This window comes from Alkalinema pantanalense CENA528 (assembly GCF_050753345.1).
Taxonomy (GTDB): Bacteria; Cyanobacteriota; Cyanobacteriia; order Leptolyngbyales; family Leptolyngbyaceae; genus Alkalinema; species Alkalinema pantanalense.
This window is the reverse complement of sequence record NZ_JBLZFX010000102.1, coordinates 1-21,551: the sequence shown is the minus strand read 5'-3', so window position 1 is coordinate 21,551 and position 21,551 is coordinate 1. Positions and strand designations below refer to the sequence as shown.

Annotated in this window: 15 protein-coding genes; 11 read left to right on the top strand and 4 right to left on the bottom strand. The window is 48.8% G+C overall.

The genetic code is table 11. The annotated features are described in order from the left end of the window. The 5 genes from ACN4EG_RS23090 to ACN4EG_RS23070 all read left to right on the top strand — a co-directional run. On the top strand, window positions 1–2,965 hold a 2,965-nt coding region (locus ACN4EG_RS23090; RefSeq protein ID WP_431632618.1), incomplete at its 5' end, for a CHAT domain-containing protein. A 99-nt stretch (window positions 2,966–3,064) separates the two neighbouring features. Then, on the top strand, window positions 3,065–4,429 hold the full coding sequence (locus ACN4EG_RS23085; protein ID WP_431632617.1) for a hypothetical protein: 1,365 nt from the start codon (window positions 3,065–3,067) through the stop codon (window positions 4,427–4,429). A gap of 112 nt (window positions 4,430–4,541) precedes the next feature. Further along, on the top strand, window positions 4,542–5,849 hold the full coding sequence (locus tag ACN4EG_RS23080; RefSeq protein ID WP_431632616.1) for a DUF1822 family protein: 1,308 nt from the start codon (window positions 4,542–4,544) through the stop codon (window positions 5,847–5,849). Window positions 5,850–5,909: 60 nt separating this feature from the next. Then, window positions 5,910–8,264: a CHASE2 domain-containing protein gene (locus ACN4EG_RS23075; RefSeq protein WP_431632615.1), complete on the top strand. Its 2,355-nt coding sequence runs from the start codon at window positions 5,910–5,912 to the stop codon at window positions 8,262–8,264. Further along, on the top strand, window positions 8,248–9,012 hold the full coding sequence (locus ACN4EG_RS23070) for a hypothetical protein (RefSeq protein WP_431632614.1): 765 nt from the start codon (window positions 8,248–8,250) through the stop codon (window positions 9,010–9,012). The genes ACN4EG_RS23075 and ACN4EG_RS23070 overlap by 17 nt, the downstream gene beginning before the upstream one ends. Before the next feature lie 253 nt (window positions 9,013–9,265). Here the strand turns inward: ACN4EG_RS23070 and ACN4EG_RS23065 are convergent, their stop codons facing one another. Both ACN4EG_RS23065 and ACN4EG_RS23060 read right to left on the bottom strand, forming a co-directional pair. Further along, the gene (locus tag ACN4EG_RS23065; protein ID WP_431632613.1) at window positions 9,266–9,460 is read right to left on the bottom strand and encodes a hypothetical protein; all 195 of its coding nucleotides are present in this window, start codon (window positions 9,458–9,460) and stop codon (window positions 9,266–9,268) included. A gap of 30 nt (window positions 9,461–9,490) precedes the next feature. Next, entirely contained in the window at window positions 9,491–16,315 is a 6,825-nt protein-coding gene (locus ACN4EG_RS23060) for a LamG domain-containing protein (RefSeq protein ID WP_431632612.1), read from the bottom strand. 168 nt (window positions 16,316–16,483) lie between these two features. Between ACN4EG_RS23060 and ACN4EG_RS23055 the strand changes: the two genes are divergently transcribed. Further along, window positions 16,484–16,735 carry a transposase-like zinc-binding domain-containing protein gene (locus ACN4EG_RS23055; RefSeq protein WP_431632611.1) on the top strand — a complete coding sequence of 84 codons (252 nt, stop codon included), beginning with the start codon at window positions 16,484–16,486 and terminating at the stop codon, window positions 16,733–16,735. Between the two features lie 249 nt (window positions 16,736–16,984). On the opposite strand, the gene ACN4EG_RS23050 is transcribed toward ACN4EG_RS23055, so the two are convergent. Next, complete coding sequence (locus ACN4EG_RS23050; RefSeq protein WP_431632610.1) at window positions 16,985–17,170, bottom strand: hypothetical protein; 186 nt, start codon at window positions 17,168–17,170, stop codon at window positions 16,985–16,987. Between the two features lie 372 nt (window positions 17,171–17,542). On the opposite strand from ACN4EG_RS23050, the gene ACN4EG_RS23045 reads away from it, so the two are divergent. The 5 genes from ACN4EG_RS23045 (at window position 17,543) to ACN4EG_RS23025 (ending at window position 20,827) form a co-directional block, all read left to right on the top strand. Further along, on the top strand, window positions 17,543–18,415 hold the full coding sequence (locus ACN4EG_RS23045; protein ID WP_431632609.1) for an Rpn family recombination-promoting nuclease/putative transposase: 873 nt from the start codon (window positions 17,543–17,545) through the stop codon (window positions 18,413–18,415). Between the two features lie 179 nt (window positions 18,416–18,594). After that, a complete protein-coding gene (locus tag ACN4EG_RS23040; protein WP_431632608.1) occupies window positions 18,595–19,242 on the top strand; it encodes a vWA domain-containing protein in 648 nt (215 codons plus the stop codon). 74 nt (window positions 19,243–19,316) lie between these two features. After that, complete coding sequence (locus ACN4EG_RS23035) at window positions 19,317–19,871, top strand: GNAT family N-acetyltransferase (protein ID WP_431632607.1); 555 nt, start codon at window positions 19,317–19,319, stop codon at window positions 19,869–19,871. Between the two features lie 81 nt (window positions 19,872–19,952). Continuing rightward, entirely contained in the window at window positions 19,953–20,096 is a 144-nt protein-coding gene (locus tag ACN4EG_RS23030; RefSeq protein ID WP_431632606.1) for a hypothetical protein, read from the top strand. Window positions 20,097–20,533: 437 nt separating this feature from the next. Next, on the top strand, window positions 20,534–20,827 hold the full coding sequence (locus tag ACN4EG_RS23025) for a hypothetical protein (protein ID WP_431632605.1): 294 nt from the start codon (window positions 20,534–20,536) through the stop codon (window positions 20,825–20,827). Window positions 20,828–21,001: 174 nt separating this feature from the next. On the opposite strand, the gene ACN4EG_RS23020 is transcribed toward ACN4EG_RS23025, so the two are convergent. Continuing rightward, window positions 21,002–21,469 (bottom strand): hypothetical protein, encoded by a 468-nt coding sequence (locus ACN4EG_RS23020; RefSeq protein WP_431632604.1) that lies wholly within the window; start codon window positions 21,467–21,469, stop codon window positions 21,002–21,004. Window positions 21,470–21,551 lie beyond the last annotated feature (82 nt).

Sequence of the window (21,551 nt, the reverse complement as noted above, 5' to 3'; positions counted from 1 at the left end):
AGGCAGTGCGGAATCTTTGCAAAAGGCGATCGGGCAGTTTGAAAAGGCGTTGGAGTTGAGTCGGGTAGCGAATGCACAGGATAAACAAGCATTCTCATTGTTAGTATTGGGCCGCATCAGTCATGATTTCGGCAAGACGCAAAAAGCCCTGGACTATTACAATCAAGCCTTAATCCTGTTGCGTACAATCGGTGATCAAAATAGTGAAGCCATCACCCTTAACAATATTGGCACAGTCTACTCTGACTTAGGGGAGAAACGGAAAGCGCTGGACTATTATAATCAAGCCTTGCCGCTATTACGGGCAACGGGTAACCGCAGTGTCGAAGCCACTACCCTCAACAATATGGGTGGGATCTACTCTGACCTAGGCGAGAAACAGAAAGCGCTGGACTATTACAATCAAGCTTTATCAATGTTTCGTGCGGTGAATGATCAAAGTGGTGAAGCTAACACCCTCAGCAATATTGGCGTAGTCTACTCTGACTTAGGTGAGAAACAGAAAGCGCTGGAGTATTACAATCAAGCTTTGCCACTGAGACGGGCAGTGGGCGATCGCTCCGGTGAAGCCGCTACCCTCAACAATATTGGTATTGTCTACTCTGACTTAGGCGAGAAACAGAAAGCACTGGAGTATTACAATCAGGCTTTGCCACTGAGACGGGCAGTGGGCGATCGCTTCGGTGAAGCGGCTACCCTCAACAATATTGGGAAGGTCTATGCTGACTTAGACGAGAAACAGAAAGCACTGGACTATTACAATCAAGCTTTGCCACTGAGACGGGCAGTGGGCGATCGCTCTGGTGAAGCCACCACGCTTCACAATATTGGGAGTGTCTACTCTGACTTAGGCGAGAAACAGAAAGCACTGGACTATTACAATCAAGCTTTGCCGCTGTCACGTTTGGTGGGTGATCGCAGCGGAGAAGCGGACACCCTCAACAACATGGGTGCAGCCTATGAGGATCTAGGCGAGAAACAGAAAGCCCTCGACTATTACAATCAAGCCTTGCGGCTTAAACGGGCAGTGGGCGAGCGTGGTAGTGAAGCTACCATAATCAACAATATTGGTGGGATCTACGATGACTTAGGTGACAAGCAGAAAGCTCTAGACTATTACAACCAAGCCTTACTACTGAGACGAACAGTGGGCGATCGTGCCGGAGAAGCGGCTACCCTCAATAATATTGGTCGGGTCTACCTTATTGTAGGCGAGAAACAGAAAGCGCTGGACTATTTGAATCAAGCCTTGCCAATCATGCGTGCGGTGGCTGATCGCTCTGGCGAAGCAATTATGCTGAATAATCTGGGTAAACTGTGGGCTAAAGATAATCCCCAGGCCGCGATCGTCTTTTACAAGCAATCGGTCAATGTTTACGAAACCCTCCGCCAAAATATTCGCAAACTACCCAAAGCAACCCAGAAAACCTACGCTGATTCCATTGCTAAGACCTATCATCGATTAGCAGACTTGTTATTGGAACACGATCGTATTTTGGAAGCGCAACAGGTACTTGATCTCCTCAAAGTTCAGGAAATTGAAGACTACCTGCGCAACACTCGCAGTAGTGACGCTGACCAACTCATCATCCTCAAACCCGAATTAGAAATCCTAAAACGCTACGAACAACTCCAAAAAAACGCTACTGAAATTGCTAATAGCCTTGCAAAACTCCGACAACTCAACACTCAAAACGCCCTTTCCCCTAGCCAAACCCAAGAACTGGCTCAACTTGTCAAACTCGAATCCGATATCAATCGCCAATTCAACCAATTCATCGACAGTCCACCCATCCAAACCCTCCTGGGCCAACTCACCCGCACCGCCGCTCAGCAAAACCTCAACCTCGAAGACCTCAACAGTCTCCGCGACAACCTCAAAAAAGTCGATGCTGTCCTCATCTATCCCCTGATTCTAGAAGACCGCCTCGAACTAATCATCACCACACCCAACAGCCCACCCCTGCGCCGCACCGTCCGCAACCTCTCCCGCAAACAACTCAACCAAACCATCACCGACTTCCGCCGCGCCCTCCAATCCCCCAGCGACCCCCAAGGCACCCAAAAACTCGCCCAACAACTCTACAACTGGCTCATCAAACCCCTCGAAGCCGACCTCAAAGCCGCCAACCCCAAAACCCTGATCTACGCCCCCGACGGCCCCCTCCGCTACATTCCCCTCGCCACCCTCCACGATGGCCAACAATGGCTCGCCCAACGCTACCGCACCAACAACATCATCGCCCGATCGCTCCAAGAAATTAATACCAACCCCGTCACCCAACCCAAAGTCCTTGCCGGAGCCTACGGAGACGAATTTCATACCATTAAAGTCGGCAATCAATCCTTCGACTTTTCGGGCATTCCCTTCACCATTCAAGAAGTCGATTCCCTGAAAACTCTCTTACCAACAGTTCCACTGATTGGCAATGCCTTCGATCGCCGTTCACTTCTCCCCCAACTCAACAGCCACAACATCGTCCACCTCGCCACCCACGGTAAGTTTGTCACGGGCGAAAGCAGCCACTCCTTCATCGCCCTCGGTAGCGGCGAAATCATCCCCCTTCCCGAAATCGCCAACCTCACCATGGGCAACGTCGATCTCGTTGTCCTTAGCGCCTGCGAAACCGGAGTCGGCGACACCCTCGGCAACGGCCAAGAAATCCTCGGCCTGGGCTACCAGTTCCAACGGGCAGGCGCAAGAGCCACGATCGCCTCCCTCTGGCAAGTGGATGACGGCGGCACCCAAGTCCTCATGACTGCGTTCTATCAAAACCTCAAACAAGGTATGACCAAAGCCCAAGCCCTCCAGTACGCGCAAAAATCCCTGATCGACCAAAAGCTCACCCCCCAAGCCATGCGCCAACGGGCGGGTGCTCGTCCCCTCATCGAACCCAGCAAAGTTGTGGATTCCTCCCATCCCTACTACTGGGCACCGTTTATCCTACTCGGCAACGGCCTCTAACTTTCTAATTTCAACAACCTTGATACACTAATTCAAGTTACCAATTCCGTTCCGATTGCTTTTACTGCCCAATCTCCCCCGATCGCCGTAGTACAAACCATGGACACCCTCAGCCAATACTGGACTCTCCTCCGGCTCAAATCCGATGGCACCTACCAGCCCAAAGTACTCCCCGCAGCCCAAGCCTTCTTCATCCAGCAATTTCCTGAATCGATCGACAATGCCACAATCCTCGCCCAACTGCTAACCCATCCCGATCCCCAAGCCCAATGGTGTCTACGCTGCTACGTCTCCCAGGAAATCGTCCAAGCTTGCCTCAGCCTTGTCCGACAGTTTGGCGAAAACTACCAATTTCAACTCTCCGACCTCCTGCCCCTCGTCCTCGATGATGATGGGCGTGCCCCCTACCCCCCCGAAAACAGCCCCTACAAACCCCTCGCGATCGCCATTTTAGAGCGATTCCGAACCGAATCCGGCAGTCTACATAATTGGATCGTTCGCCTCGTCCGCCAACATCCCGCCCTCCAGCAATTCCTACTGAACCAAGGACTCCACCTCATCACCCCTTGGGCCATCCTCAACGACACCTCCCCCGACAGCCTAGAACGGATTCTGCGGGAGTTTTATCAACTCTCCGTTCCAGAAATTGAGTTTGCTGTTATTTTACTCAATAGCTATCATGCCGTTTATCTATACGATCGACAACACCAAAAAGGTCGTAGACGCTGCGAAGATCCGACCGACTTGCAATTACAACGCATCGCAGAATTAATTGAAAAAAGTATCCATCAAACCTTCACCCCCGAAAAAATACTCGATCGACTTAAAAAAATAGCCGACCAACTGCGTCAGTATCGTATCCATCGGCGAGGGGGACAAGTCAGACAACGAAACTTCCATCAGTCATTCGATACAACTGACACCGCTGAACAATTAGAATATCAAATCTCCCAAACCCAGTCTGTAGAAGAGGATGACGACTCGATCGCCAACTTTCTCCAAGCCTTTCGCCAAGAATTTTCCCAAGCCCTAGAACAGTCCCTCCAGCAAGTTATCCACGATCGCCTCCAGAAAAAACCGAAAACCGCCCAGCAATTTCTGCAAGCCCTCGAACAAATTCATTGCCAACGCTGCTCCATGGGTGAAATAGCCCCCACGATCGGACTCAAACGCCAAGACGAAGTCACCCGACTCCTCAAGCTCAAAGCCTTCCGCGCCGATGTCCGCAACCTCATCCTGCATCAGCTCAAAACCTTTATGCAAGAAAAAGGCCCTTTCTTCATCGATCCCGATCGCCTAGTCCAGGTAGCCAAGAGCATTGATGCCGCCTTAGAAGCCCAAGTGGATGACCTGATTACCGCTGCTCAAAAAGAAGTCAGCACCGCCAAGGGCTACACCATCACCCCCAGTCTCTTTACGCAGAAACTCTGCACCTACCTCCATCGCATCATGACAGTTCCGTAATTTCCCGGAAAGCTTGATATTCATAGGGTTGTGGCCGTCAGATTGAGACAGAAATGTACACCAAAACACAGTACATCCCCTGCTGATCACGCAATTACTAGCCAACCTCACTATGACTTCTGACTCACCTATCTACTCCTCACCCACCATCACTATCATGGACAGTTATCTACGCTCAACCGATCTTCTATTAGACTATGAACCGTTGCAAGGTGAGATTGTTTCCCTAGAAGATGCAGACTTTTTGCAAGCCCAAGAGATTAGCCAACGCTGGGGACAAACTTTCGATTCCGCTCAGTCTAGTTGGGCAATTTATCTCCATGCCCTGGCAATTCAAGCCTTTCAGCATTGGTTCCAGCAACGGACTACGCCTGCATTACTCGATCTCTCCCAGGCAACAATCCTGTTACCAGATACTGCTGATTCTTCCCAGCCTAGTATTCGCTCCAACATCCCCCAACCAACGATCAAAGGTCATATTGCAGTTTGTCGAATTAAGGTTGCAACGTTTAATCTTTGCCTGATTGTGAATGATGGGAGTGCTGATGATTGGTGTATTCCCGTTACAACTATTCAAAACCCTCAGTTTGCATCCCACTTCTATCTCCCGATCGTTATCCATGAGGAATCCGGCCAAGCGGAAATTCTGGGGTTCCTGCGCCATGACCAACTCCCGGAACTTCCGGCAGACGCCAGTGATTGCCGTCTCGCGATCGAGCAAGCCAACCCAAACTTAGACGAACTCTTACTCTATTTAACTTGCCTAGATCCCGTCGCAATTCCCTTACCCCAGGCAGCCCCCAGCCCACCGATTGCCCAGCGATTCTGTCAACTTCTCATACAGCCGATCGTGAGAACAGGACAGTGGTTCAATCAGCAAGTCAATCAGGTGAATCAAATTGTCGATCACGTGGCGAGTCACTTAGAACACACGATCGTAAATCCATTCTCTCCATGGTATCCATTGCCTACGATTGCATTGGCTGACGCGACGCGCAGCCGTTTACGAGACGTGGAAGCAGATTCTCCCATGGGTGATTTGTCCGCCATTCTGATGAGTTTGATGCGCAAGGGAATCTCAATCCCCCTGGAAAAAGCAACGGCTTATCAGGATTTGCAATTCGGTGACTTGGCACTGCGCCTGTACGCTGTGATTGCGCCTGCAACTACACCCACGGATTCCAATATCGCCGAATGGTCATTACTCATTATCCTGCGCCAACAGGATCGCACAGACTTACCCCGTGGCTTGGGGCTACAAATTGCGGATGCCAATGCAATACTGATCGATCGGCAAACGGAAACCACCCAGTCTGACTTTCTCTATGGCTCTGTGATGGGTGAACTAGATGAACAATTTATAGTTACCTTGCAGTATCAAAACCAAACCCTAACCCTACCTCCCTTTGCCTTTGCCTAGTAACCTACTGCTACAACCAGATAATTGAGTGATTCGTTTATTGTTCAATCTTGATTTCCAATGTCTACTAAACGAGTTTTCCTTCGCATTAGCCAAGCCGATCAAACTTGTATCTTTTTTTTGGATGCGGGTGAAGGGCGCTCCCTCCAGCGTTCTATTCACTATCCCGCTAGTTTGACCAATCTTTACCACAACTGGCGTCGCCTCTACGGCCAGTTTTACCGCAATTTACGGGGGCGACCGGGCCACAGTGGGACGGGGGATGTGCCGCCGGAAGATCTACGGGTCAAGTTAGCTCAGGCAGAAGTGTTATTGCTGAATGAATTTGACACTTGGTTAAGTGATGCAGAACTTTTACCGCTGCGAACCCAATTGGCTGAACTTGCTAAAGCCAATGGTGGAGAACCCATTGCCTTATTTCTAAGCTGTGACAATATCGACTTGGAGCGGTTGCCCTGGGAAGCGTGGGATGTGGGTCAGCAATTTGGAGCCGCTCAATCGATTCAAATCATCCGATCGCCGATTAACATTCGCTATTCTGCCAAAACCCTACAACGGCAGGGACGGCTGAGGATTTTGGCGATTATGGGAGACGATACTGGCTTAGATTTCCAACATGAATACGAGGCTTTGCAAGCGCTCAAAACCACCAAAGTAGCGGATGTCCAATTCATTGGTTGGCGCGAAGGTATTGCTGGAGAGGATCTCAAAGACCAAATTACCCAGGCATTAATCGACGAGGGTGGTTGGGATATCCTCTTTTTCGCAGGCCACAGCAATGAAACGGAATTGAGTCAGGGTGAAATTTTTATTGCGCCGGGTCAGTCGTTGCTGATGAGTGAACTGCGGCCATTTTTAAAGCAAGCCCAACAACGGGGTTTAAAAGTGGCGATTTTCAATTCCTGTAGTGGTTTAAATATTGCTGAAGCCTTGGTGGACTTGGGGTTAAGTCAGGTGGTGGTCATGCGTGAGCCCATTCACAATCAAGTTGCCCAAGAATTTTTTCTCCAGTTGGTTCAAGCATTGGCCAATCAACAGAATATTCATACATCGCTACGATCGGCCTGTCAGTCTCTCCAGGGACGCTTAAAGTTTCCCTCCACCCATCTGGTGCCATCGCTCTACTGCCATCCCGATGCCCCGCTCTTTTGCGCTCGTCCAGTGGGAGTCCGTGCCAAGTTACGCCAATGGAAACCGACCGTTTGGGAAGCGGTGGGATTGATGGGGCTGGTCGTGCTGAGTAGCTCGCTGAATGTGCAACAGGCGCTCATCGATCGACGGCAGTGGGTACAGGCGATTTATCGGGATGCGACTGGGCAAATGCCTACGACAAAGCCTTTGGTTTTGTTAGTACAGATAGATTCTGATTCGATTAAGAACAATCGCATTGAACCCGTCTGGCCGATTAATAAAGCCTATATTGGCCAGCTCTTGAATAAAGCAGCCGAGGTGCGAGCACCGATCGTGGGCCTGGATTATTTACTCGATCGGGCACAGAAAGAAGTTGATCAGTCCTTTAGTCAAACAACCCAAAAGCTAGTGGCCCAAGGATTGCCATTGGTTGTGGGAGTGGATTGTCGGGGTGAAACCTGCCAACAACCTTTAACCGATCTGTTTCCGAGTTCAGGCGTTCACTATGGCTCCATGGGGGTATTGCTGGCTACTGAAGGTATGAATCGATCGTCGATTTATGCCCCGTTGCAGAATTCATCCCAGTCTGTATTGCCCTTAGCCTACCAATTAGCCTGTTTAGGGCCAAGAATCGCCGCCCACCCACCCGCCTCGGCTTGTCAGCGATCGCAGAGGTCACCAGATTCACTCACGCCCAGTCCAATCACGCGGCTATCCTACGGTTTTGGACAAATGTGGCTCCATCCACTGATTGATTATTCGATCGATCCGCAAAGAGTTTACCAAACATTACCTGCCCATCAATTTCTAGAACGTTCAACAACAGCACCAGACTTACAAGACTTGCAGCAGCAGGTATTATTAATTGCACCCGGCCTGTATGACGAGGCGGGAGTAGAACATAAGAACGCCGATCGCTATGGAACGCCGCAGGCTTTTCGTTATTGGGAACCCAATATGGATCAAATGCCAGGAGGAAATATTCATGCCTATTTAGCCTATCAATGGCAGAATCAATTATTGATTCGCCCGATTCCGGATTTCTGGTTGGTTTTGCTTGCAGCGTTGAGTACAAAAGCCTTTGTTATATACTGTTTAAACTTATTGAAAAAACCTTATACTTGGATTATTTTAATGGTTAGTTTAAACCTTGTTATTTTTATCAGTCTACAAATCTACATTTCGTTTCAAATTTTGATACCATTATTACTACCTATTTCGACATTTTCTATGTATATTTTACTGGCTATGCTAAAGGAAACAGGCTATGCAAAACGGTTTTAAGGTTCGGTTGGTGCTATTAATTGGCGTAAGCATGTTCGTCGGAAGTTTAGTCAATGTTCCCACGATCGCTTATGCCCAGCAGGAAGGGCTATGGAGCCGAATTTACAACAGTTTATTTGGAACCAAACCTCCCGTCCCTACAGTGCCTGGAGGAAGTCGGCCAGTAATGAAAAGTTCGCTTTGTTCCGTAATTCCCGGCCAATGGGGCACAGAACAGCCATTATTGATGCTCCGATCGCGACCAACTTGGGTATGGCGTGGAACTGTAGACTTTGTGAAATTAGAGAAAGCAGGGCAAGTGGTTTGGGAGCAACCAGTCAGCCTCTCGCCGGATGCGGATGGCCTAACGCGCATGGTGTATTCCGGCCCAGATCTAGAAGCAGGACAAAAGTATCGTTTGATCATGTCTCGGCGATCGACCATCCCATCGGAAATTTATGCGAATTTCCAAACTGTTTCACCAGAAGCGAAATCACAGTTAAGTTTTCAGCAACAGCAAGTGCGGGAATCGGCTTGGCGATCGGGGAAACGGGGATTAGCAATGGTACAAGAGCAGGTCAGTTTCTTGACGCAGCAGGGGCTGTGGTTAGATTTGACGCAGGAAATTTTGGCCAGTACAGAGGAGATCACGCCTGAGTGGCGCAAAGTGCAGGCGGGTATCGTCTATGAGACCTGTGATAAGCCTTCTGAAAAGGCTAATCCGTTGACATACATGTTCAGGCATGCGCGCTTCAACTCATCGCTGTAGCAAGAAGGTGGGTCATCGGTTTCGATGAACTGTCGCTGATAGGTTTTACAGAGGTAAGGGAACAGCGCATAAATAAAATCCCAATTGGGTAGGGGTAGGAGAGTAAAAGGGTAGGAGGGTAGGGGAATGAAGAGGGGATATTATTTCTTTGCAAATCCCTAATTTTGTTGGCATTGCTGAATAACACTATGATTTCGTCAGATTGGGGACAGATCTGCAAGACTTGCACCAACTGTTTCATAGCCCAGTTCAGTCATGCCATTTTGTTGACCTCTTGACTCCACTGCATTTGATCATCCAACCATTTCACCGCCGTAAAATCCAATAGAAGCTCACAGCCCAGAGTTTTCACTTCGTAGCGCGTCGGTCGCCAACTTTGCTTCCCATTCAGTAGCTGCAAGAAACTGGGCGTCACCCATTTCTTCGTAACGCCCAGAGTGTTATTCAAATCAAGCACAACTTACGATTCAGAAACTAGTTATGCCGAGAATGTTCCGTAGTAATTCATCATGTACTGAACAACCTCCGATTCATAGGGTAGGAGCTCAGGTAAATAGCGGATCAGAGCCTCGTGAACCGCCGTTGTAAGCAGTCCTACACTGTCTTTCTGACCCCGGACTAGGGGATCTAATCGACGAATCAACTCATAATTACTACTCACCTCGATCGTGGCTAATGTTTTTTCCAAAGAGGGTTGGGGCTGGCTGGGGACGGTTTCCAGCACACGGCTGACGTAGGTCACTCGGTGCATCACGCGCCAGCAAGCAGGTTTAGCCGCCACTTGATTGGCCTGTCGCAGCGCGATCGCATTGGGATCGTTACTTTGACTCAACCAAATTGGATCAATTACGCGATGGAAAAATTCATCAAAGTGATTGGTTTTCGGTTCCAGATAAAACGTCATAAACCGATAGGCATCTACCTTACCCGGCTGTTTCTGGGGCACGGGTTGCCGTGGATTGCTGCGATCGACCACCAGATGGCCCGCCTCATCCCGTTGCATAATATCGCGTTCCACATCCAGTTCAATGTTGACCCCAAAGGCGGTCTGCGACTCTGCACTCTTTGCCACGGTCAGATTTAAATGCCCCCCAAATAAGGCTTGCAATTCAACTCCCATTGCCACTTTACTCACCGCAACTTCTGCGGAAAAGGCCAACCCTGCCATGCCTTTAAAGGCGTAGGAGCCGCCCATGGTTTCCTGTTGAATGTCTAGGGTTTCCTCCGATTCTGCAAAGAAGCCACCATCCGCAGTCCAGACATAGGTATTGACCAGATTGCGTTTGTGCTGTTGGGGCAGTTTATCCAGCGATCGACCCTGGGCCAAATCGTCTGAGGAAAAATGTGTCACCGATTGCCGACGCCCTAATCCCCCAGCATCAAACTGATCGAATTCCGTTTTGAGTTGTTCCTGTTCCCGCTGAATTTGATTTTTGATCTGATAGGCTTCGATCGGTTTGAAGTAACTGCTATCAGAGCTGTAGTTCAATGCATTGGGATAATCTAAATCTGCTTGTAGTCCCACCTTTCCATCCAGCGTTCCCTGTTTTGTGTAGGCAGCATTGATGGGAAACGTAATAATGTTCCAATCCCGAGGGATATCTGGGTTCGGACGCATTTGATAGGACACGAGCGCATTGTTATGCTGTAACCGTAGGGCAAAAACATCCGCCGTTTCCGACTGTACCAAGGCAAACCCGACATTATTGGGCGAAAAGCGTCCGTCGATCGTATGGCCTTGCAGGGTCATTTTGCTCGCCTTCGTTGTGGTTTTGCCCGTGCCCGAACTGGCATCCTCTAACCAGCCCAGCGAATTCTCAAAACTCGTTTTGACCCCAATTTGCACATCCGTATCTTCCATGGAAGTCTCAACCCCGATCCCCGCAGTGGTTTCCGACTTCACCCCAAAGGTCACCGCACCTTCGATCGCCATGTCAAATCCCGTATCCCGCGAGGAGGTGTAGGTATAGGTTGTGCTTTGGGCTTCGGTTAACTCCACTGAACTTGCGGCACTGTAGTCCTCCCGCAGGGTCAAGTTTTCACTGGGTACCGGCGGCGCACCCTCAATAAATCCAATTAATTGTGGATCGGATTGCACTTGCCCCACCCATTCAGTCACTAAATTTCCGACCTTAAAGCCTGTGATAATTTGCCATTGCTGGTTTTTAATCACGCTATAGCAACGTTTGAGTACCCCAAAGAGATTCCCTGCACTATCCCGCTGCATTTCCCCGTATTCCTGCACACTGGGTTGACTGTGCAAGATATCATGATAAACCGTTCTTTCACTACTGAGGGCGCTTTGGATTTGGGGAATATCCAAACTAATCGGAGCTTTGGAAATGCGGAATGGCGGTGTGATGGGCTGATCGACTTTGATAAACGTTAGGTGGTTGCGATGGAAGGATTGATCCAGGACTTGAGTCTCGCTTTCTGCATCACAGGAATAGTAGGCGATTAAGTCTTCCCGTTCGTTGAGCAATGGCGTAAACATATTATCTTGCAACTGCTCTAACGTACGCATAGTCTTCCAGATTCGTAGATCTTTCAGAATTCCCTTAAACGATTCCTGTACCACTGTTCCATTTAATGCAGCCCCGATCGTGAATTGATTGGTAATCACAGTCGTATTGCTAATCAATTCCGTCGCGATCGGCATTCCTTCCCGATACAATAGCAAGGTTGATCCATTCGGATCAGGCGTTTTTGTCCAAGTACAGCCCCCTTTCAGTCTTGCCGGATGATTGCCTTTTGCATCTTGAACGATCGTGCCTTCCGCCTCCGCAAACGTCCACCAAGCTACCATCCCTTTTTCGGTTCCGGTGATGGAATTACCTAGATCCGATCGAGGCACATTCCACAGCCGAACTTCACTGATAGTGCCATTGAAAAATGCAAGTGTGCCATCAAAAGATACAGCCCGACCAATAATTAACTCGCGATTGTTAGTCCCCACATCCTTAAAGGATTCCTTCAGTCTTGCATCTGGGAATTGATAGGTATCCGTGCGAACAGAATTGATATAGACCTGGATGTCGTACCATTGTTTGGAGATTGGTTGACCGTTTGCATCCATTTGGGTGGTGGAGTCATATTTACGAGTGATCCCAATCTTGGTAAATTTGCCCTGGGGCAACGGTGCCGCTGTGGTAAACGTTTTGATTGTGCCATCCGCCGTTTCAAAGGCAAAGCCCACCTTGCCATCAAGCAGATAGAGCATGTAGGGAACCTTTTGATCGGTGCCGGTGTTGAGCGCGCCTTTGGTGAGAATCGGTTGAAATCCAGTGCCTTCGGGTTTGAGGAACACTTCGATCGTCAAGTCTCGATTCAAATCCAACGTTTGCTGATTCCCACAGTCTAGATAGCCCGTTTTCCCATCCAGTTGTACTGCATAGGCTTGGCAGAAGGTGGCAGCAATGTGATTCCAATTTCCCGTAGGCAGGAACGTTTTTGCCCGCAATGTTTGGCTGCCCACGTTGGCAAACAGCGTATAGGGCGCTAATGGCGAAACTTCCAGCTTAGGGGCACCGATAATGGGCCGATCGCGGCGATTGATCGAGTAATCCTTAGCAAGCCCATTCTCGAAATGCCAATACCGTACCAATCCGGCTTCATTGCCCTCTAACCGACGGTTATAATCCGCTTTGATTTGGGCATTCGATCGGGGCTGTGACCAGATGCGGACGTCATCGATCGCACCTTCTAGGGGAAAGCCATTACCACCGAGGAAGTCGCCACTGGAACGGGTTAATTTAACCATCCCTTTGCCTTGAAAAGCGGCATGTTTCTGCGTTGCCGTATCCAATTCCCCATTGACGAAAATCGCCTGTTCTCCTGTGGCTTTCGTGTATCGAAAGGCCAAGTGATACCAAGTATTGGGATTAATGACCGTTTGACCTGCGGTATCGTTGCCAAAGAAGCCGAAATAGGGTTTCCCGTTGCGAATTATCAAATGTAATCCTTCATTGGCTTTAAGAATATCGGTGCCTAGGAGACTTCGATCCCCCACCGTCGAAGGTAGATTAACCCAGACTTCCACCAAGAAATCCCGATCGCGTAATCCCAATTCATCCGCTGACCCCAATTCAATCAAATCGGTTGCCGCAAACCGCAGCGCCGACGGAATCGGTTCAATGCCGAGGGCATATTGGGCTGTGTCTGAGGCTCGGTATTGCAGAATGCGGCCCCGCTGCACAGTGGGTGTGGGTTTAATCCAAGCTTCGATCGAGAGCTTCTGTTCTGCTGCTAGTTGGGGCAGCAAATTTGGATCACTGAGTTTGCCATACTCCGTTCCGGTGAAGGCGAGGGTATTGCCCGGTGCTGCACCGACCCACCGGCAGACGGGCGTGGCCGATTGGGGTTGGAAGGTGCCATTGGCTAGCAAATCCGCTCCGTTGGCCTCTCCCCCGATTACCTCTACAATACGCAGGAGCAACGAACCCTGACTCAGATCTGTCAGGATGTGATTGCTGCTAGCATTGTTGTAATCGTATTCAATTAGGTTAATAGGAGTTGTAGCCGATAGCGCTGTCTTGACGATCGCGGGTAGGACGGGTACAACCTCACAATTGCGATCGCTGTTTTGCGCGACTGTAAATACCATTTCTCCCACTTGAAGCAAATCGCCTGCGGTTAAGCTACGGGTGAGTTTATCCGCAATGGCGAGGGCTGTTACCGTTCCTGGTACGATCGCTTGGGCTAAGGTTGCAATGTTTAAGGGGTCTGCAACGGTACCATTCAACACTGCCGCAAACTGTTTGGGCATCCGGGGCACATTACGCCACACTTCCTGTAACGACTCTGCGCCCCCCACCGTCACAGTACAGGTTTGGGCATTCTCACCCGTAATGGTGACTGTTAACCGATCCAATTCTGCTTCTGTAGATCTTGCGACTGCAATAACTGTCCCACTGCCAGCATCAAGGGGAAATTTTGCCCGAGCTGTAAAAGTGTCATAGTAGGCAGCCCGGAATTGATCCTCGGCTCCTCGGAAATATAAAGCCAGTTGACCAGTGGCGCTATCGAATAATAGCGGCGTATCTTGAGCAATGATATTTTGTAGAATGCCTCCGGCGATCGTCAATCCCGATTGGTCGATCGTTAGCAGTTTCATGGGGACGGATTGTTCCCCCTGCAATTTGCTCAGTTCTCCTGCAAGCAGCGCTTCCTGATTTTGGATTTGTTGCTGAACTTGTTCAATTTTCTGTTGTAAGCTGGCTCGTCGATTGCGATTTTCACTAGATTCATCGACTTTGACGCCATTAAACATACCGCTTAAATCAGAATTGACATTGCCCGAGAGCCGTTCGTTAAACACGATCGGTTGGCCGCCGGTCAAAGTCACGATCGCGCCGGGATTAATCCGAATGGAATTAATGAATCGCAAATTTCTGAAATTCGATTGATTCCCTGCGCTTAAGGTGAAGGAATCCCCCTGAAAATTAAATCCACCGTAGAATGTTGCTGTCGGCAGTGCGAGGGATTTAAGGGTTGTCTCTAATTGCTGGAGGTCTTGCTGAAGTTGAGCGATTGTAGCGCGGCGAGCATCGATCGAGGTTTTCAGGGAAGCCTGATCAGATTGGATAGAGAGCAAGGGTAACTGAACGCTGGTGGGGATCTGCGCCAATTGCCCTGCCCGAGACACTGCAAAATCCAGAATGGAAACTTCGGGGGGTTGCGTGCCTTGCTGGGTGTTGACCGCTAACATGACCCGTGCATTTTGTTTAAAGGGTTTACGGGTTTGTTGATAGCCCCCGATCGCGTTTTCCTGTTGATAATACAAGATTGCAGAAAAGCCCGATGCGATCGATCGTCCCTCCAATTGGAAACTATCCCGGCGGATACTGGTGTTGGTTTGCAGGGGGGCGCTTGACTTCACCCAAGTGGCATTGCCGCGAATCGTACCGTGTTGAGCGGAATCCGTATGATCGAAAAGGGTCCGGCCTGCTGCTTCATCAAACTGCCAATAGGCAATAAGTCCCGGTTCATTCCCCATGAGCCGCTGCTTGAGGCTTTCAGCAATTTCAAAGGCCGATCTCGCCCGATTCCAGACGCGCACTTCATCGATCGTTCCCGTGAATAAATCCCGGCCTGCGATCGCGCCAATTTGAGCCATTGCGCTGTTTTGGACTGGAAAATTCCCTGGTTGATCCTGACTGACTTCAATGCCGTCCACATAGAGTCTGCGGTAGCTGCCATCAAAGGTCGCGGCGACGTGGTGCCATGCAGAATTTTGCGCAATTTGAGCGGCTAGGACTTTCGGCTTGGCAACGGCATCCGACCAGGTATCCAGCAATTCTGTTGCCGTTAATTGCAGGGAATAACGGCCTTGGCTCCCCCAACTAACAATTGTGCCTTGGCCTTGAACCCAAGCTTCGATCGTATAGTTTGCGGTTCCACAGGGTAACTGGGATTGGGGAATTTCAATATAATGATCTTGACCATTCAACATCAGAGCAGATTCTGAAGTTGTTTGAATGTCTAGCAGAGAACTTCCCTGGAGATTGAAGAGGCCATCGGGAGATTGCTCCAGATTGTAGGCATCAATCATTTGGGTTTTGCGATTATAGGCAAAGATTTGCCATTGTTTAATGGTTGCAATTTCGGTGGGTAAGACGACCGCAGTAAAGCGACCTTGGCTAAGATTTTGAATAAATTCCAACTCTTGGGTGGGTTCCATGAAGGGATTACCTTCGAGATCCACGGCATTCAAGCTATCTTTATCACTGTGGGGGCGGATTTTATGGCGACTACGTTGGTAGCGAACTTCTTGTTTGAGGCTGAGCCGATTACCCACTAGAATAAAGCGATCGAGCAATAAGGTTGAATGAACGATCGGTGTTTTACCATTGACATAAATCATATCGGGATGTTCCGCCGCGATCGCTTGGCGTAAAACATAAAGGGTTTTACCATCGGAAAGTACTTGAAAGGGTGCATCGGCGGACAACCGCGCTGTAGACGATAAAAATTCATCCCTTTCGCCAACACGAAGCGGAATGTTAGATGCAACAGGATTACGATCGCCCTGTTTGACTTGAGGCATCACTGTGGCATCCACAAATCCAAAGCCCACTTGGGTGATTTCCTGCGGGAAAGGCAGCAACTGGGGCTGTTCTAGCCAACATTCCCCATCAAATCCAGTCTGGCTGGCTGCCCCCTGGCTCAAATCCAGCACACTATAATAAATTCGCCGTTTGTCATCCATGGCAAAGGCAATGACAGTACCTTTGTGACGCACTGTTGTGGTGTACTGATAGCGGGAATGATTATAGGTTTTGACAAAGTTGTCCGTAATTTGCATTGGATAGAGCTCCTATGTTAGTTTCGATTAGCCAAACTCAACGATATGGCAAAGGATAGAAACCTTACACAGTCCACGATCGACGTTTATGCAGATACGCAGGTAGTGCCCTGAAGGGCAGGATAGATTAAGAGGAACTCAAGAGATTGTGAACCGGAGGCACTGACGATGACAATGCATACCTGTCCCAGGTGTGGGTCACAAGAGTTTAGTCGTAATGGTCTGACCCGGCATGGCAAACAAAATTATAAATGTCGCGACTGTGGTCGTCAGTTGGAGGTGAGAATGGGCAGTGGGTTTGGTTGGCGATCGATAGTTAACCGCGAGAGATTGTCGGGGGCCAAGTGGGTGACCGGAGTGCGGTCTCGGCTCAAGCGTTATGGGAGTCGATGCCCCCGGTGTATCGGCAATGTGCAGTGATTTACACGGATCATTGGAGTGCCTATGGACTCGTGCTACCTAAACAACGGCATTGTAGTGTCGATAAAGACAGTAGGCTGACCAGTTATATTGAACGATTCAACTAGTGTTTATTGTACTGTTCTTTTTTAGGTCGATCGGGCATTTCGTCGATCGCGTAGATCTGATCCCCCTTAGCCCCCCTTATTAAGGGGAGAATTTAGTCAAAATAGTTCAAAGTCCCCCTTATTAAGGGGGATTTAGGGGAATCTAGTCTTCTAGCATGATCTCCCTCGCTGCTACGCGCACGACGGTGGGTTCTCCCCGTTTGCGAACGGTTTGACTCCACTCATGGGCACTAATGAAATTGAGAACGTGCAAAATGCCAATTGCGGCATCAACAGCATCGTTGTCACCACTGAGTTGGAGCTTGATTTTCTTGGTATAGCGAGTCATTGGTTTTCCTCAAAATTGAACGAAGTGGACGAGGAAAACCCAAAAAGCTAGCCGCCCCGATTTCTGACATGGCGAAACAGGGCGGCTTGGGGTGCTAAAATGCAATCCAGGTCACCATGCTGGCGTCTACAGCTTGGGGGCTTAGCGATCGTTTTGAGGCGGGAATCTCATGGCGATCGCGCTAGTTTTTCGGGCTGATCAGCAGCAGGGTTGGAATCTCCAATTGCTGCTTAACTATAGCAATGTAGCGGCGATCGCTTCCCCCGTCAACCGTACAGGGTGGTTAAGTTTTGTAGCGCGATGGTTGTGTAGAAACGATCGGATATCTTGGATCACTCAGGTACAATTGATCTACAGCATTTTCGGTTCAGTATGGCGGATAGAAAGATCAACCACGACCAAAAATTTAAGGAATTAATTAGCACTTTCTTCCTAGAATTTCTGGAATTGTTTGTACCTGATTTAGCAGAGACGATCGAACCCGATTCCGTTACCTTTCGTGAACAAGAATATTTTGTGGATTTAGTCGAAGGAGAAACGCAGATTGTTGATCTGTTAGCCGAGGTTAAACTCGCTGGAGAAGCTGCTACGGTTCTGATTCACATCGAGCCGCAATCAACCTATCAAATGCGATTCCCTCAGCGATTGTTTTTCTACTTCTCTCGACTACATCAAAAGCATTTAAAACGGATTTATCCAATCGCGCTTTTTTCCTACGAACAGCCAAAGGAAGCGGCTCAGAATCAGTACAGTGTAGAATTTCCCAACTTGAAGGTATTGGAATTTAACTTTGCGGCGATTCAGTTAAATCAGTTGAACTGGCGGGACTTTCTCAATCGCCCGAATCCAGTAGCGGCAGCTTTGATGGCGAAGATGGCGATCGAGGAGCGCGATCGACCGAAGGTGAAGGCAGAATGTTTGCGGCTGTTGGTGACGCTGAAGTTGAATCCCGCTAAGAGTCAGTTGATTTCCCAGTTTGTGGATAGCTATCTGCGCTTAAATGCACAGGAAGAGAAACGGTTTCAGGCTGAAATTGATAAACTAGAGGTACGGGAAAAGGAGGCGATTATGGAAACGATGACCAGTTGGGAAGAAAAGGGCATGGAGAAAGGCATAGCGAAGGCGACCCAGACGATCGCGCTGAATATGCTCCGTAAAAAGCTGCCTCTGGAGACGATTGCTGAAGTCACTGGCTTGACAATCGAACAGATCCAAGCGCTACAAGCTCAACTTACGGATCAGTAAAGGCGGAGAATTAAGGGTCGATCTCTGGAGACTGAAAGCATTACTTAACCGTGGATTTCCTGAGATGCTGGTATGTAGGATGCTGGTAGAGTAGTACAAGATTTGTAGTACAAGATATTTGCATAACTTGGGTTGAGGTGTCTATAACAGTGTCTATAGTCCTCACCATAGGCCAGTCGATGAAATCCCACTACACCGATATCAACATCGTTCTCGATCGCTCCGGTTCCATGCAAAGCATCAAAGCAGACACGATCGGTGGCTTCAACGCTTTTCTGGAACAACAAAAACAAGTTCCCGGCGAAGCCACGATTACCCTGGCCCAGTTTGATGATGTGTATGAAGTGGTCTATCGGGCGATTCCACTGCACCAAGCTCCTGAACTCAACGATCGAACCTTTGTTCCTCGTAGCTCAACTGCGCTGCTAGACGCGATCGGTCGTACGATTAATGAAACGGGGAGTCGTTTGGCTGCAATGGCTGAGGTCGATCGGCCCAGTCATGTGATTTTCGTCATCCTAACCGACGGTGAAGAAAACGCCAGCCAGCAGTTTTCCGCGCTGCAAATCAACCAAATGATTCGGCATCAGAGCGATGTATATAACTGGGAATTTGTTTTTCTGGGTGCGAATCAAGATGCCATTACCACGGCTAGTAAGCTGGGTATGAAAGCAGATCAAGCTATCACCTATGCAGCCAGTCCCGCTGGAACCCAAGCCGCATTTAAGGCTATGTCCCGCAATATGGCACGGTTTCGCGAGGGAGATGGCGAAGCGCTGGCCTTTAGTGAGGCCGATCGGGAGGAACAGCAAAATGCAGGTTTGTAACAAACAGGTGGCTCAATCCTGCGGATCTGAATGGGGGCTTGTAAGCTGAGAAGGGTGTTTACCGGGTAAATGCCATGGAAATTCGTGCAGAGCAGGCCAATGACTACTCAGCTATTCGCCAAGTGAATGAACTTGCATTTGGCCGATCGCAGGAAGCCGATTTGGTCGAAGCGTTGCGGGCGAGTGGTCTGCCGCTTATTTCCCTCGTAGCGATCGAATCCTTAACGACGATCGATCAAGATGAAGAATCCGCCCCGCAGAATTCCGCAGCGATCGTGGGGCATCTTTTGTTCAGTCCTGTAACGATCGAACCGTTGCCAGCCGTTCCACTCAAGGTTGCAGGACTGGCCCCGATCGCAGTGCTCCCAACGTTTCAACGCCGAGGCATTGCTTCCCAATTAATCCAGGTGGGAGTTGGCCAATGTTGTCAACAGGGATACGATGCGATCGTGGTTTTGGGAAATCCGCAGTTTTATCGGCGCTTCGGTTTTGCGGCGGCTAGTTTGAAGCAGTTACGGTGTGAATACGACGTGCCGGAGGAAGCGTTTATGGTGATGGAACTCCAACCCAACGCGCTTGTCACCTGTGCTGGAACGGTTAAATATGCCCCTGCGTTTGCTAATGTGTAGGGATCATTTATCTGTGGTGTAACATTACTCCACGGTCTAATCTGGAGACGAGTCTAGCTCAGAATCGAGATCCAGGAATACTTGCGGCAGCAAGGGATTCGGCTGCGCCAGCAAGGCGAAACCTTTCTGGAAATCATCGAGTTACAAGACCTCCTGTTGGAGAACTTTCCCCACGAGTTAGAGATTGATAGTGCCCTGTGGACGCGGCGATCGGTACAGCAGTGAATTGAGAACTACAGTGGTATTAAAATGCCGCTAAAGATGGCACTAATCACTGCATTCCTTCCCGCTCTTTGAAAGCACTGAACAGTGCTTTCATCCTATCGAAAAACCTCAAATTTTCAACCGGGCAGACCAGTACATATGGTCACCTTAACAAGGGTAGATTTTAGGGTTAAGCGTTCGGATCCGCAGCAAAAATTGTTGTAGGCAGAATTCAAATTCGTTTCAGTTCTAGCAATTTCCTTAACGTATTTAAAACTTCAGAAAGTACACTGAAATTAAGTAGAAAATCTAAATTATTTTTGTTGTAATTTTAGTATTATTCCCATCATAGTCAAGAATAATATTTTGCCATCATAGGACTCAAAGGGCAATGCAGTTTAGATTGATTAATTGCTTTATTTTTGTCTTTTTTTTGACTCAATGAGGTTACTAACACCATGAAAAAGTCTTTCATTCTTGCAGTACTTTCACTGATGCCAACCTTAGCCTTAGCAATGCCCGCCTTTGCTACTGTTTATATTAAATATTCCAATCAAGATTCTCAAAAGCATGTGATGAAAGTTCGCATGGATGGTAGCAACAAAGAAGTTACCTTTGAAGCCAGAACCACCGGCGCAACAACCATTCAAGGCAGTGGTCGTGCAGCAACGATCGAAACCGCTTGTGGCAGTATCGAAATTAAAGACGATTCTAAGATCGAAATTAAAGACGGCTGTATCAAAATTCAGTAGTTTTCTCAGATGAATGCATCTCCTGCGTAGCAATGCAGGAGATGTTCAATAGGATTAAACCAACCAATTAAAAAACAGCTTATAAAACCGATCGTAAATAGGTCGATCGGTTTTATTCTTTGCAATCAACTGATCTCAAAGTTAAACTACAATAGAACTTTTTAATAAACCTTTTTACTTGATCCGCTGAAAGATCATCACTTGATCAAAGCAGGCCGACTCATCTTCCGACTCGCAGGACACCAACAATTGATCCCCTTCAATTTTGCCGGAGAAGCGAACTGGAACCCTCGACTGCCCTCGCACCGTCACAAATTCCCCACTCCGCACGGGTGCTGAATAGAAAGTTCTCACAGGCACTTCAAATGAGAACGCCCCCGCGTCCATCAACTGACCATAGTCTGCATAAAAGTAATGCCCTAGACCATGCTCCCCAAAATACTCCACGCCTTCGAAGTTGACGTACAGCTTCCCCGAAACCTGTTGAAATTCAATTGTACTCCCCCGATGCCCAGGGAGGTGTTGGAAGCGACCATTATACGATCGAGAATCGAAGGGAACTGCATGGGCAAGTTGAACGGTAAGGACTCCAAAGCAGGACAGAACCAACACAGCCAGCTGAATCATCACATTATTTTTCATCGTTGTCTCAATTTAGCGAACAGCGCATAAATAAACTCCCAATTGGGTAGGGGTAGGAGAGTAAAAGGGTAGGAGGGTAGGG